Origin of the sequence: Streptomyces sp. NPDC007863 (assembly GCF_040633895.1) — a bacterium.
Classification (GTDB): Bacteria; Actinomycetota; Actinomycetes; order Streptomycetales; family Streptomycetaceae; genus Streptomyces.
In genome coordinates this window covers 109812-123477 of the sequence record NZ_JBEYEI010000014.1, presented here as the reverse complement: position 1 = coordinate 123477, position 13666 = coordinate 109812, and the positions used below count along the sequence as shown (strand labels likewise).

General features: G+C 73.5%; 11 protein-coding genes. 5 read left to right on the top strand and 6 right to left on the bottom strand.

Annotated elements, in window-relative coordinates:
- The first annotated feature begins 21 nt into the window (after positions 1-21).
- Positions 22-621 (top strand): DUF4328 domain-containing protein, encoded by a 600-nt coding sequence (locus ABZ621_RS22595; protein WP_360607227.1) that lies wholly within the window; start codon positions 22-24, stop codon positions 619-621.
- Here ABZ621_RS22595 and ABZ621_RS22590 read toward each other — a convergent pair.
- Positions 608-3490 carry a glycoside hydrolase family 2 TIM barrel-domain containing protein gene (locus ABZ621_RS22590; RefSeq protein ID WP_360607225.1) on the bottom strand — a complete coding sequence of 961 codons (2883 nt, stop codon included), beginning with the start codon at positions 3488-3490 and terminating at the stop codon, positions 608-610. The genes ABZ621_RS22595 and ABZ621_RS22590 overlap by 14 nt on opposite strands.
- A gap of 264 nt (positions 3491-3754) precedes the next feature.
- Here ABZ621_RS22590 and ABZ621_RS22585 point away from each other — a divergent pair, with 264 nt between their 5' ends.
- The 4 genes from ABZ621_RS22585 to ABZ621_RS22570 all read left to right on the top strand — a co-directional run bounded on the left by ABZ621_RS22585 (position 3755) and on the right by ABZ621_RS22570 (position 7727).
- Positions 3755-4789, top strand: a complete 1035-nt coding sequence (locus tag ABZ621_RS22585; RefSeq protein WP_360607223.1) for a LacI family DNA-binding transcriptional regulator — start codon at positions 3755-3757, stop codon at positions 4787-4789.
- Positions 4776-5318, top strand: a complete 543-nt coding sequence (locus ABZ621_RS22580) for a SigE family RNA polymerase sigma factor (protein ID WP_360607221.1) — start codon at positions 4776-4778, stop codon at positions 5316-5318. Before ABZ621_RS22585 ends, ABZ621_RS22580 begins: the two co-directional genes overlap by 14 nt.
- A complete protein-coding gene (locus tag ABZ621_RS22575) occupies positions 5318-5974 on the top strand; it encodes a hypothetical protein (RefSeq protein WP_360607219.1) in 657 nt (218 codons plus the stop codon). Before ABZ621_RS22580 ends, ABZ621_RS22575 begins: the two co-directional genes overlap by 1 nt.
- Before the next feature lie 94 nt (positions 5975-6068).
- Positions 6069-7727: a rhamnogalacturonan lyase B N-terminal domain-containing protein gene (locus tag ABZ621_RS22570; RefSeq protein ID WP_360607217.1), complete on the top strand. Its 1659-nt coding sequence runs from the start codon at positions 6069-6071 to the stop codon at positions 7725-7727.
- Between the two features lie 3 nt (positions 7728-7730).
- Here the strand turns inward: ABZ621_RS22570 and ABZ621_RS22565 are convergent, their stop codons facing one another.
- The 5 genes from ABZ621_RS22565 to ABZ621_RS22545 all read right to left on the bottom strand — a co-directional run bounded on the left by ABZ621_RS22565 (position 7731) and on the right by ABZ621_RS22545 (position 13634).
- Complete coding sequence (locus ABZ621_RS22565; RefSeq protein ID WP_360607215.1) at positions 7731-8849, bottom strand: pectate lyase; 1119 nt, start codon at positions 8847-8849, stop codon at positions 7731-7733.
- A 41-nt stretch (positions 8850-8890) separates the two neighbouring features.
- Positions 8891-10030 carry a pectinesterase family protein gene (locus ABZ621_RS22560; protein WP_360607213.1) on the bottom strand — a complete coding sequence of 380 codons (1140 nt, stop codon included), beginning with the start codon at positions 10028-10030 and terminating at the stop codon, positions 8891-8893.
- Between the two features lie 134 nt (positions 10031-10164).
- Positions 10165-11460, bottom strand: a complete 1296-nt coding sequence (locus ABZ621_RS22555; RefSeq protein ID WP_360607211.1) for a polysaccharide lyase family 1 protein — start codon at positions 11458-11460, stop codon at positions 10165-10167.
- A 12-nt stretch (positions 11461-11472) separates the two neighbouring features.
- A complete protein-coding gene (locus ABZ621_RS22550) occupies positions 11473-12255 on the bottom strand; it encodes a rhamnogalacturonan acetylesterase (protein ID WP_360607438.1) in 783 nt (260 codons plus the stop codon).
- 41 nt (positions 12256-12296) lie between these two features.
- Positions 12297-13634: a sugar ABC transporter substrate-binding protein gene (locus tag ABZ621_RS22545; RefSeq protein ID WP_360607209.1), complete on the bottom strand. Its 1338-nt coding sequence runs from the start codon at positions 13632-13634 to the stop codon at positions 12297-12299.
- Between the last annotated feature and the right edge of the window lie 32 nt (positions 13635-13666).

Sequence of the window (13666 nt, the reverse complement as noted above, 5' to 3'; positions counted from 1 at the left end):
CATTCCCGGGGGGAACAGTCCATGGACGCCTACAACATTCCCGTCGGGCCCGCCGCCGTGCGCGGGCCCCGCTACAGATTCCGCAATCCGGCCGGGCCCGCGCTCGTCGTGCAGTCGCTGATCGCCACCCAGGCGCTCACCGACGTGTACGTGATCGCGTCCGGCGGCAAGGACTCGCCCTGGCTCTCCGAGGGGATGGTCCCCCTCCCGGCCGTGCTCCAGGTGGCGTGCTGGATCTCCTTCCTCGTCTGGTTCCACCGCGCCCGCTGCAACGCCGAGGTGCTCGCCCCCGGCAGCCACACGTACGGCCCGGGCTTCGCCCTCGGCGCCTGGATCATCCCGCTCGCCATGTGGTGGCTGCCGCGCCGCATCACCCTCGACATCCGCCGGGCCGGCGGCCCGGCGCGCGACGCCTGGCTGATCAACGCCTGGTGGTTCGTCTGGCTCTGCGACGGGCCCCTGTCGGTCGCCTTCCACTTCCTGGTCCTCGGCCACTTCGACTACCGCAACCCCGTCGACCAGAGCCTCAACATCCTGTGCGCGGTCCTCGCGATCGCGGTGATCCGGCGGGTGACGTCCGGTCAGCCCGCCGGTCCGCTGCCCTACTTCAACATGACCTGAGCGGCGCGAAGACGAGCGAGAAGGACGCCGGGGCCGCCTCCAGGCGGTGCTCCGGCAGCACGCCCGGGCCGCAGGACTGGGACCCGATGCCGTGCAGCGCGTGGTCCAGGTTCAGCCACAGCGTGCCGCCCGGCACCAGGTCCGCGCGGTGCGCGGCGGCGTCCAGCTCCGCGTGCGTCCAGCGGCGGGCGGTGAACCAGAACGACGGCTCGCCCTCGACCCGCAGTCCCGTCCCGCCGCCCGTCAGCTCCAGCCACCGGGTGTCGATCCGGGCGCCGTTCTCCTGCGGGCGCACGTACGGGGTCTGCAGTCCGGCCACCGTGGCCCCCCAGAGCCCGAGCCGGGCCGCCGCGCGGGTGTCCGGGTACGCCTCGCCGGGGCCGCCGCCGTACCAGTCGGCCCGGTCGAGCGCGGCCGGAAGGCCCAGCCGGACGCCGAGCCGGGGGAGCGGCACCGGCCAGTCGCCCTCGGGCACCACGTCCACGCCGAGCCGCACCGCCGTGCCGTCCGAGGCCCAGCGGTACGTGACGGCGAGCCCGATGTCGCGGGCCGCGGGCGCCACCCGGGTCCGTACCGTCACCCGCTCCCCGTCCACGTCCACCCCGTCCGTGCGGTGCCGCATCCGGTGCAGGCCCAGCTCCCGCCACAGCGGGCCGAAGCGGGTGTCGGGCTGCCACGGAGCGCCCTCGTCGTTGTCCGTCGGCGCCCGCCACACGTCGAGGCCGAAGCCGGTGACCGGCTGCCCCGCCAGGACCAGGGGCACGCCGGTGCGCGCGTCGAGGACCGCCGGACCGAGGGTGATCCGGCCCCCGTCCGCGACGGCGGCGACCCGCGCGCCGAGGCGCCGGGCCCGCCGCGGTGCCGCCGCCGGCAGCTGGCCCCAGGCGACCTCGTGCCCGGCCGGTGCCCAGGCCGTGGCCTTGGCGAGCAGCGCGCGTACCGTCCACACGCCCTCGGCGCCGGCCGGGTGCTCCGGCACCGGCGGCAGCTCCACCTCCGCCTGCTCGCCGGATTCCAGCGGAGGGACGTCCAGGGCGCCTTCCGCCACCACCGCGCCGTCCGCCAGGAACTCCCACGCGAAGGCGTACCCCGACAGGTCCGCCACGTCGTGGAGGTTGGTCACCCGGGCCGTGCCCGGCCGGCCGCCCGGCGCGATCCGCACCGGCTCGATCACCTTCTTGTACGCGGCCAGGCCCGGCGAGGGCGTGCGGTCGGGGAAGAGCAGGCCGTCACAGACGAAGTTCCCGTCGTGCAGCTCCTCGCCGAAGTCGCCGCCGTAGCCGTACCCGTGGACCGGGTGCGCCAGGCCGTGGTCGATCCACTCCCACACGAAGCCGCCCTGGCAGCGCTCGTACCGTTCGAAGAGCCGCTGGTACTCGTCGAGTCCGCCGGGGCCGTTGCCCATCGCGTGCGCGTACTCGCACAGGATGAAGGGGAGTTCGCGGCGGCGTTCCGGTCCTTCGTCCGCGCGCCGGCCGATCTCCTCGACCTCGGCGTGCGGCGGGTACATCCGGGAGTACACGTCCACGTCGGCGCAGGAGCGGTCGCCCTCGTAGTGCACCGGCCGCGAGGGGTCCCGGTCGTGGATCCAGCGCGCCATCGCGCCGAGGCCGGCGCCCGTGCCGCACTCGTTGCCGAGCGACCACAGCACCACCGACGGGTGGTTCTTGTCCCGCTCGACCAGCCGGGCCGCCCGGTCGAGCAGCGCGGGCGTCCACCGCTCGTCGTCCACCGGATTGCCGCGCCAGCCCAGCTCCTCGAAGCCGTGCGTCTCCAGGTCGCCCTCGTCGATCACCCAAAGCCCGTACGCGTCGCACAGGTCGAGGAAGGCCGGATGCGGCGGATAGTGCGAGGTCCGTACGGCGTTGAGATTGTGGCGCTTCATCAACTCGACGTCGGCGCGCATCGTTCCGAATTCGAGCGTGCGGCCGGTCTCGGGGTGGAACTCGTGCCGGTTCACGCCCCGGAAGAGGATCCGCCGCCCGTTCGCCTTCAGGACGCCGTCCTCCACGTACACCGAACGGAAGCCGATCCGCAGCCCGATCCGCTCCCCGCCGGCCGTCAGCTCCCCCTCGTACAGCCGGGGCACCTCGGCGCTCCACGGCTCCACCGGCACCGTGACGGACTCGCCGGCCGCCAGGTCGAGCCCCAGCTCCGGCACCCGCACCCGGGCGGGCACGTCGCAGTCGACCCGCAGCTCGCCGGTGCCCGTCGCGTGGTCGTACGAGGCGTGCACGAAGAAGTCGCCGGGCGCGCCGGCCGGCCGGTGCAGCAGCGTCACCTCCCGGAAGATGCCGGGCAGCCACCACTGGTCCTGGTCCTCCAGGTACGACCCCGAGGACCACTGGTGCACGCGGACCGCGAGCACGTTGTCCCGCTCCCGCAGCAGCTCCCCGACCGCGAACTCGTGCGCGAGCCGCGACCCCTTGAACCAGCCCAGCTCCGTGCCGTTCAGCCACACCCGGGCACAGGACTCGACGCCGTCGAAGCGGAGCACCGCCCCGCCCTCCGCCGGCCAGCCGTCCGGCAGGTCGAACCGGCGCAGATGGTCCCCGGTCGGGTTCTCGTCGGGCACGTGCGGCGGGTCGACCGGGAAGGGGTAGAGGACGTTCGTGTACGCGGGCCCGCCGAACTCCCCGCCCTCGCCCTGGAGCACCCAGTGACCCGGCACGGAGACGGTCCGCCAGCCGCCGGCGTCGAACCCCGGCGCGGCGAAGGAGGCGTCGGCCGCGTCGGCGGCGGGGGAGAGGCGGAACGCCCAGTCGCCGCCGAGCGGCAGGCGCGCGGCGTCCGAGTCCCCCGTCCAGGCGCGCGGCGGCAGCGTGCCCCGCTCGGGGGCGAAGGAGGTGTACCAGGGCAGATCGGTCATGGTGTTCCCAGGGAGAGGTGGGGTGCGGAGCAGGGGGAAGTGGGGGCGGGGAGGAGGACCACCCGCCAGAAAGCGCTTGCGCGACCGGTTCCATCCCACCGCCCCGCGCGCCCCCGCACAACCCCACCCGGGCCACCGGCCCTTGGACTCTTCGCGCCCCGCCTGGACAGTCCGTCGAGCGGCCGCTTAGGGTCGGGGGTCCCTGTCGTCGACGGGCACCCCCACCCACCCGGAGAACCCCCGGACCAGCCGAGGAGCGCGCACGTGGTCACCCTCGCCGACGTCGCCCGTCACGCCGGTGTGTCGGCCAGCACGGTCAGCTACGTCCTCAGCGGCAAGCGCTCCATCTCCGCCGCCACCCGCGAGCGCATCAAGGACGCCATCGACGAGCTCGGCTACCGCCCGCACGCCGGTGCCCGCGCCCTCGCCGGCGGCCAGACCAGCATCCTCGCCCTGATGATGCCGCTGCGCACCGGCCTCTACGTGCCGGTGATGATGGAGATCGCCATGGCCGTCACCACCACGGCCCGCGCCCACGGCTACGACGTGCTGCTGCTCACCGGCGAGGAGGGCCCCGAGGCCGTCCGCCGCGTCGAGGGCAGCGCCGTCGCCGACGGCATGATCGTCATGGACGTCGAACTCGACGACCCCCGCCTGCCGCTGCTCCGTGAGGCCGAACGGCCCTCCGTCCTCATCGGCCTGCCCGCCGACACCGCCGGACTCGACTGCGTCGACCTCGACTTCGCCGCCGCCGGCGCCCGCTGCGTCGACCACCTCGCCGGCCTCGGCCACCGCCGCCTCGCCGTCCTCGGCGAACCCCCCGCCGTCTACGCCCGCGGTACCGGCTACGCCGAGCGCACCCTCACCGGCGTCCGCGACGCCGCCGCCGGGCACGGCCTCGACCTGCTCCACCGGCCCGTCGAGGGCACCTACGCGGCCGTCTCCGCCGCCGTCACCCGCATCTTCGAGGAACGCCCCGGCACCACCGCCCTCCTCGTGCAGAACGAGGCCGCCGTCGAACCGCTCCTCGCCGTCCTGCGCCACCAGGGCAGGGCCGTCCCCGAGGACGTCTCGGTGGCCGCCGTCTGCCCCGACCAGGTCGCCGCCCACGCCTCCGTACCGCTCACCGCCGTCGCCGTGCCCGCCCAGGACATGGGACGGATCGCCGTCGAGCGGCTCGTCGCCCGGCTGCGCGGCGAGCCCGCCCGCGGCACCGAACTCCTCGCCCCCCGCCTGACCGTCCGCGCCGCCACCGGCCCGGCGCCCACCGCCCCCAGGGACGGCCGTGCCCGTCGCTGACCCCGGCGAGGAGCGCGACGGCGCCGCCGAGTTCCGCGACTTCTTCGACCGCCACTACGCCGAACTCGCCCGCCTCGCCCACCTCCTGACCGGCGAGACCGACGCCGCCGACGACCTCGCCGCCGACGCCATGCTCGCCCTCTGGCACCGCTGGGACCGGGTCCGCGCCGCCGAACACCCCGCCGCCTACGCGCGGGGCGTCGTCGCCAACCTCGTCCGCACCCGCATCCGCGGCACCGTCCGCGAGCGCCGCCGCATCGCCGCCTTCTGGGACCGCCGCCCCGAGCACACCGAGGACCCGGACGTACCCGCCGTCGTCGACGTACGGACCGCGCTGCGCGCCCTGCCCTTCCGTAAGCGCGCCTGCGTCGTCCTGCGCCACGCCTTCGACCTCTCCGAGCGCGACACCGCCCTGGCCCTCGGCGTCTCCGTCGGCACGGTCAAGAGCCAGACCGCCAAGGGGATGGCCGAACTCCAGAAGCTGCTCGACGGACGGGCCGCCACCGAACTCGCCGCGGGGAGGCGCTGATGGACGAGACACGCCTGCGCGGCGAACTGCGCGGGGCGGCGGCCGCGCACCGCCCCGACCACGCCCGGATGCTGGCCCGCGTCGAGCGCGGCATGGCCGCCCCGCCGCCCGGCCGCGCCGTGCCGCCCCGCCGCCGCTGGACGGTCGCGGTCGCCGTGGCCGCCACCGTCGCCGGGGTCCTCGGCCTCGGCGGCCTCGCCGTCACCACCCTCCAGGACCGGCCCGCGCCCCCGCCGGTCGCCACCGTGCCCGGCCCGGCGGCCCGCGCGGCCGGCACCATCGACGCCGGCAGCAACCGCTGGTGGGCGCAGAGCGACCTCGCCGTCACCACGGACGCCGAGGTCAGCGCCCTCACCGTCGAGCTGCGCGTCGCCCTCACCGGCGGCGTCGTCCGCACCGGCCACTGGCAGACCCGTCCCGCCGACGACTTCACGGTCACGGTCACGGAGGAACCCGGCGCCCTCGTCTACCGCTGGACGCTGAAGGAGGGCCGCGCGGTCCCCGCCGGCCCGCACACCTTCGCCGCCCAGTACAACCACGCCGAAGGCACCCGCGACGCCTCCGCCGACACCTACTCCGTCGTGCTCACCGCCCCCGACGGCGGCCGGACGACCCTCCGGGGAGGCTTCGGCCGACCCCCGGGAGAGCGGCCTTGAAACGTTTCGAAGCGTTTCGGCACAGGAGGCAACCCTTTCCCCACCCCGCGGCGACCTACGGCTGCCCCCCCACAGCCATCGAAGGAGCCGCACCATGCAGAACCACCCCGTCCGCCGCCGGACCGTCCTCGGCGCGGCCGTCGCCGCCGGAGCCCTCGCCGCCACCGCCGCCGGGACCGCCGGGGCGGCCGGCTTCGGCTGGAGCGACGACGGCGCGAACTACGTCCTCGACACCGGCGCCGGACTCGTCTTCAAGGTCTCCAAGACCAACGGCGACCTCACCTCCCTCGTCTACAAGGGCAAGGAGTACGAGAGCTACGGCGGCAAGCACTCCCACGTCGAGTCGGGCCTCGGCGCCTCCACCGTCACGCTCAGGCAGGTCGGCGCGACGATCCTCGTCACCGTCGTCCACGGCACCCTGCGCCACTACTACGCGGCCCGCTCCGGCCACAACAACGTCTACCTGTGGACCGACAAGGCCGACACGTCCTTCACCGCCACCCGCTTCATCGCCCGCCTCAAGCCCGGCGTCTTCCCCAACGAGGGCCCCGACTCCTGGGTCGAGGGCGCCGACACCGTCATCGAGGCCGGCGACGTCTGGCAGCGCGCCGACGGACACACCCGGTCCAAGCACTACTCCGGCGTCTGCGTCATGGACTACGACCACGTCGGCTACACCACCGGCTCCGTCGGCCTCTGGATGATCCGCTCCAACCACGAGAAGGCCTCCGGCGGCCCCTTCTACCGCTCGCTGCTGCGCCACTCCAACGAACTGGGCGTCGGACTCTACGAGATCCTCCACTACAACCAGTCGCAGACCGAGGCCATGCGCTTCGGCCTCCAGGGGCCGTACCTCCTCGCCTTCACCGACGGCGGCACCCCCGACCCCGCGCTCTTTCCCGCCGCGCACGACACCAGCTGGGCCGACGGGCTCGGCATCCCCGGCTGGGTCGGCCCCGCCGGACGCGGCCGGGTCGCCGGCGTCGGCCTGAGGAACATGGACCCGAACCACCCGTACACCATCGGCTTCGCCAACGCCGACGCCCAGTACTGGACCCGGGCGACCGCCGGCACCGGCGCGTACTCCTGCCGCGGCATGCTGCCCGGCACGTACACGCTCACCGTCTACAAGGGCGAACTCGCCGTCCACACCACGACGGTGACCGTCACCGCCGGCGCCGCCACCGCCCTGCACACGCTCACGATCACCGGCGACCCGAGCACCGCGCCCGCCGTCTGGCGGCTCGGCGACTGGGACGGCACCCCCGCCGGCTTCAAGAACGCGCAGCTCATGACCGTCGCCCACCCGGCCGACGTGCGGGCCGCCGCCTGGACGGGGAACGTCGTCGTCGACGGCGCCGACCCGGCCTCCGCCGTGCCCTGTTACCTCTGGAAGGGCGTCAACGACGGCTTCCTGGTCTACTTCCGGCTCACCGCCGCCCAGGCCGCCGCCGCGCACACCCTGCGGATCGGCGTCACCACCGCCTTCCTCAACGGCCGCCCCCAGGTCACCGTCAACGACTCCTGGGTCTCCGCGATCCCGTCACCGCCCGCCCAGCCGTCGACCCGCTCCCTCACCACCGGCTCGTACCGGGGCAACAACCACACCTTCACCTACAGCGTCCCCGCGAGCGCGTGGAGGGCGGACCCGTCCCAGTACAACGTGCTCCGGCTGAACGTCGTCAGTGGTTCGACCGGAACAGGCTTCCTGAGCCCGGGCACCGCCCTCGACTGCGTGGACCTGCTCGTCTGACGGCTAGTCCATCGTCGAACCGATCGTCGTCGACCCCGTCGTCAGGAACGTCGTCGCCGGCAGCGAACCGTCCGCCTTCCTCGCCCCGTACGCGCTCGTCGGGTCGGTGGAGAGGAACGCGGGCGTGGCGATCCCGGAGTCCCAGTTGTTGCCCTGGGAGACGACCGACGAACCGGCCGCCACCGAACCGCCGCCGTTGGAGACGGCGAGGTTCTTGCCGAGGCGGGCCGCGCCCGTCGCGAAGTAGTACCCCTTGTTCCCGTTGGCGTAGGCGGTCGTCCGGTTGATCTGGATCGCGCCCTTGTTGCTGTTCTCGGTGAAGCCGTTGCCCGCGTTGCCCCAGGCGGCCGAGTTGTTGACGACATGGGCGACGACCTCGCCGTCCCCGCCCAGCTTGTAGCCGTTGCCGTCGCCCGCGAAGGCCGAGTCGGACCAGCGGTTCTTCCCGTTCCCGTACGCCCAGGTGTGCTCGACCGTCACCGGGCTCGACCAGGACCACAGGTCGATGCCGTCGTCCGAGTTGTTGTAAAGCCGGGCCCCGGTGATCAGATTCCCGCTGCCCGAGCCGTACTTGACCGCCACACCGTCCGCGTTCTCCCCGTGGGTGGCGGCGTCGTAGTGCCCGTACGAGTCGAGGTTGCGGACCACGTTGTCGTTCGTGTCGGCGCCGGTGAGCGTGAAGCCGGAGTCGCCGCCGTCGATCGTCCTGATCCGGTTCCATTGGGTCCCCGTGCAGGAGGTGCAGACGACCGCGCTGTCGGGGGAGTTCTGGAAGGTGAGGTCGTTCACCGTCCAGTGATCGGCGGTGAGTTTGAAGATCCACGACCCGGCCGGCAGGTTCGAGCCGTCGATCCTGACCGTCTCCGTCCCGTACGGGCGCAGCGTGATCCGGCTCGACGCGGTGCCGTTCGCGGTCGACTGGAGGGTGGCCGTCGGGTAGTAGGTGCCGCCCCGGATCTGGATGACGGTGCCGGGCGTGGCGTTCTTCACCGCGTTCGCCAGGTCCGTCGACGTCGAGACGGTGACGGTCGCGGCCTGCGCCGGGGAGGCGAGGGCGGTGAGTCCGGCCGCCGCGAGGGCGGCGGCCACGAGCAGGGTGAGACCGCGGGAGGTACGAGACATGACGTGCGGGTCCTCTCGTAGGGGGGAGTGGCGGGGGAGGATCAGAGGCAGAGGGTGCCGTCCGGGGTCCAGTCGCCCAGGTACGCGGCCGGGGTCGCGGCGGCGGCCTGCGCGGCCGTCAGCAGCGGGCGGTTCTCCGGGACGGTGACCTCCGCGCCCCGGCCCGTGTTGCGGTACTCCGCGAAGCGCTGCTGCTGCCACGGGTACTCGGCCCGCATGTTCGCGTACGGCGCCGCCGCGTCGGTCCCCGCGGACAGCACGCTCTCGCGCACCACCAGCGACGGCCAGGCCGTCGTGTCCGAGCCGGGCACCCACGGGCGGGCCAGCTTGTAGTAGCCGTCCGGGGCCTCGCTGGTCACCCGGCAGCGGGTGGCGAGGAAGCCGTACGGGTTGGCGCGGGCCGTGGAGGGCGCGAAGACGAAGCCGTACGGGGCGCCGGCCAGGTCGGGGCGGACCAGCGTCCGGAAGTGGCAGTGCTCGAAGACCGCGGTGGCCCGCCCGAAGACGAAGTCGACGTCGCCCTCGACGTAGCAGTGCGCGTAGTACTGCCGGGCGAAGGCCGTCAGGGACATCGAGTCCGCGTACAGGGTGTCCTGGTGGCCCAGGAAGCGGCAGTGGAAGAACGCCGAGCGGTCGCCCTGCGCCTTCAGCGCCACCGCCTGCGTGCCCGGGTTCCCCGGCAGGTCGGTGCGGAGGAAGTCGTTGGCGAAGGTGACCGCGTGCGCGGTGAAGTCCGCCGCCTGGAGGGTGACCGTCGCCGACCCGGTGGTGCCGTACGTGCCGGAGCCGTCCGGCTTCGGGGTGCCCGCGGCGTTGTCGTAGACCACGACCACGTCCTTGGCGTCCCCGCTCGCCCCGATCCACGTCATGCCGGTCCGGGCGGCGGTCACCACGACCGTCTCCCGGTACGTGCCCGGCGCCAGGACCAGCGTCCACCCGGTCCCGGACGCGGCGCTCACCGCGGCCTGGACGGAGGTGTGGTCGCCGAGGCCGCCGGGGTGGACGTACAGCGTCCGCGCGGAGAGCCGCGCGGCGGGCGAACCGTACCGCCCGAACGGACCGGCGGCCACGGAGGCGGCGGCGGGCGCCGCCGGCAGGGCGAGGGCGGCGAGCGCCGCGCCGGCGCCGGCGAGGAAGGCACGGCGGCCCGGGGAGGACGTGCGGGGAGGGCGCGAGGGCATGCGGAAGCTCCTGCGGAGAAGGCCGGGGAAGGCCGGAGAAGGAAGACCGGAGAGGGTGCGGAAGGACCGGGCCGGGGCGGGCGCGACGGGACGGGGGTGCCGCGCTCCGCCCCGGCCCGGGGCAGGGGGCTCGCTCAGCGAAGGCGGCCGGAGCCGGCGTGGACGCCGACGAGGAACGGGACGGCCAGCGGGTGGTCCACCCGGGTGCGCAGCGTGGGCGTCCAGCCCGCGTCGCCGCGCAGCGTCTCCTCGGGGAACTGCTCGTTGTGGACGGCCAGCAGGTCGGCCGGGCGCCCGTTGACGTAGTTGCCGGTGGTGGTGACGGGCGCGTCCTTCCACTTCTTCAGGATCTGCCCGGCGGGCACCTCGGAGCCGAGCGTGAAGGCGTTCTTCTCGGCGTACAGCTGCGACTCCTGGCCGATGCCCAGGCTGTACACGTAGTTCGTGTCCGGCACCTTGTAGTGGTTGTTGTACGCGTCGACCTGGCCGAAGCGGACGCGCGGGGCACGCTCCACGACGCCGTCGAAGAGGTTGTGGTGGAGGGTGACGCGGAGCCTGCCGCGGTCGGTGGCGCCCGCGCTGTCGCTGTTGCCGATCATCAGCGTCTTGTCGTGGTCGGTGAAGACGTTCCACGAGACGGTGACGAGGTCGGCGCCGCGCACCACGTCCAGTTCGCCGTCGTGCTGCTGGTACACCTCGCCGTAGTACGCGGGCAGCGAGCTGTCCGGGTAGCGGCCGTCGGTGAAGGTGTTGTGGTCGATCCAGACGTGGGTGGAGCCGTACACGACCAGGCTGTCGTACTCCGAGTTCCAGGCGCCGGTGGCGCCGTCGGTCGGGTCCCACTGCGGGAAGCAGTCGAGCGGGCTCTCCAGCTTCAGGTTGCGGATCACCACGTTGTCGACGCCGGTGACCTGCAGGCTGCCGCCGAGGATCGTCGCGTCCCGGCCGACGCCCACGAGGGTGGTGTTGGCGGGCACCTTGACCTTGATGGCCTGGCCCTGGGCGGTGGCGGAGGCGGCGCGCGCCTGCTCCTGCGGGCCGCTGACCTCGGTCTCGTACCCCCACACGGCGGGGTCGTAGTCGGCGAGGTACCGCTGGAAGTCGTAGCCGGGGGCCTCGAAGGCGGCGCAGCCGGCCTCGACGGCGTCCAGGGTGCCGGCGACCTTGACGATCCGGGGCTCGGTGCCGGGGACGGCGAGCGCGGCCCGCAGCTCGGCCCAGGTGGTGACGGTGAAGACGCGGGAGGCGTCGGCGGCGGCGCCGCCGGTGGTGCCGGTGCCGTCGGAGGCCCAGCCGTCACCGGCGGGGAGGGCGGCGCGGGCCGGGTCGGAGCCCGTGGGGTGGCCGGAGTGGGCGCCGGCGGCGGGCGCGGTGACGGTGAGGACGAGGGCGGCGGCGGCCACCGCCCCGAGCTTCGTGGTTCTGTTCACGCGCGGTTCTCCTCAGGGTGCGGACGGGGCGGCCGGAGGCCAGGTGATCCGGTCGGTGGGGATGTCGTCGTCGAGCCGGCGGGTCTCGCGCGGGGCGAGGACCCGGGTGCGGAGCAGTTCACGGGCCACGAGCCGGGCCACCTCGATCGCGCCGGGCGGATTGAAGTGGGTGTTGTCCTGTTCGGTGGCGGTCCAGTTGAAGTACGTCTTGGTCGCCTCGGGGCCGAGCCGCTGCCACAGCGCCAGGGACAGCGCCTCGATGTCGAGGAGCGGTGCGCCGGAGGCGGCGGCCACCGCGCGGGCGGCGGCCGGGTAGTCGCCGAGCGAGCGCTGGGCGGTGCCGGCGGCGTCGAAGCGGCGCCGCTCGACGGAGGTCGCGATCACCGGGAGGGCGCCCCGGGAGCGGGCGGCCTCGACGAAGACCCGCAGGTTGTCCTGGTAGGCGCCCCAGGGGGCGGCGTACCGGGTGGGGTCGGTGGACTTGGAGTCGTTGTGGCCGAACTGGACGAGCAGCACGTCCCCCGGGCGGAGCGCGTCCGTGATCGGGTCGAGCCGTCCCTCGTCGAGGAAGCTCTTGGTGGAGCGCCCGTTGACGGCGTGGTTGGAGACGGTGGTCTCGCGGTGCAGGAAGAACGGGAGGGCCATGCCCCAGCCGGTCTCGGGGGCCGCGTCGGCGTACTTCTGCGCGGCGGTGGAGTCCCCGGCGACGAAGAGGGTGCGGGGGCGTCGGGGGGAGGACCCGGCGGAGGCGTCCTCGGTGCGGGCGGCGGCCGGCCGGGCGGCCAGGGCGAGCACCAGGCCCGCCCCGGCCGCGACCGCCTCACGGCGGCCGACCGTCACTTCTGCTGCTGCTTCCACTCGGCCTGGGCCTCGTTGAGCTGCTCGGCGAGGGTGTCGGCGAACTGCTTCGCCGTCATCGAACCCAGCAGCACCTTCTGGAAGTTGGCCTCGTTGTCGGCCTTGGAGATGGTGTTCCAGTCGGGCAGGTAGTAGGGCAGCTGGACGATGGTCGCCTTGCCGCTGAAGAGGACCTCGGCGGCGAGCTTGGTCGGCTCGGACTCCTTGAGCCACGGGTCCTGCGCGGCCTCGGTGTGGGCGGGGATGGCGCCGGCGGACTTGTTCCACTTGGAGTTGGACTCGTGGGAGGCCGCGAACTCGATGAACTTCCAGGCGGCGGCCTTGTTCTTGCTGCTGGAGAAGAGGCCGAGGCCGTCGACCGGGTTGGACACCATCACCCGGGTGCCGTCGTCGAGCGTCGGGTTCGGTATGCCGCGGAACTTCTCGGTGCCGAGGGCCTTCACGTGGTCCTGGTAGGAGCCGAGGTTGTGGTTCAGCATGCCGATCTGGCCGCTGTCCCACTGGGCGACCATCTTGGTGAAGTCGTTGTTGACGTCGGCCGCCGGGGTGGTCTTCTTGAACAGGGCCGCGTACTTCTCCAGGGCGGCCACGTTCTTCGGGTCGTTGACGGTGGTCTTGTCGCCTTCCCAGAAGCTCTGGATGCCGCTCTGGCCGTACATGGCGTCGAGGGCCTGGGCGATGGAGCCGGCGCCGCCGCGGATGGTGTAGCCGAACTGGTTCTTGTCCTTGGCGGTGAGCTTCTCGGCCGCCGCGTAGAACGCCGACCAGGTGGACGGCTCCTGGAGACCGGCCGCCTTGAAGAGGTCGGTGCGGTAGTAGAGGACGCCGTTGCTGGCGGAGGTCGGGACGGTGAAGAGCTTGTCCTGGCCGCCGGCCGCCTTCACGGACTCGACCATGCCGGGGTTCAGCTTGCCGAACAGGGAGCTCTTCTCGATCCGCTCGTCGAGCGGCTCCAGCGCGTTCTGCGCGGCGATCCCGGCGAGCATCGCCGCGCCGACGCCGCCGACGTCCGGCAGCGCGCCGCCCTGGATGGCGGTGTCGTACTTGGACTGGACTTCCTTGGAGGCGACGCCGACGTACTCGACGTCGATGTCCGGGTTGGCCTTCTCGAAGTCGGCGATGATCTCCTTCCAGACGTCGGTGCGGACACCGCCGTTGTTGTCCCAGAAGGTGATCTTGCCCTTGCCGGATCCCTCGGTGCCTCCGCCGCCGGCGGCGCCGCTGCCGTCGTCACCACAGGCGGTGGCGGTCAGCGCGAGGACGCCGGAGACGGCGAGGGCGAGGGCGGCTCTGCGCCGTCCGGGGAAGATGGTCATCGTCGGCTCTCTTCTCTCGGGGTGGTGCGGGG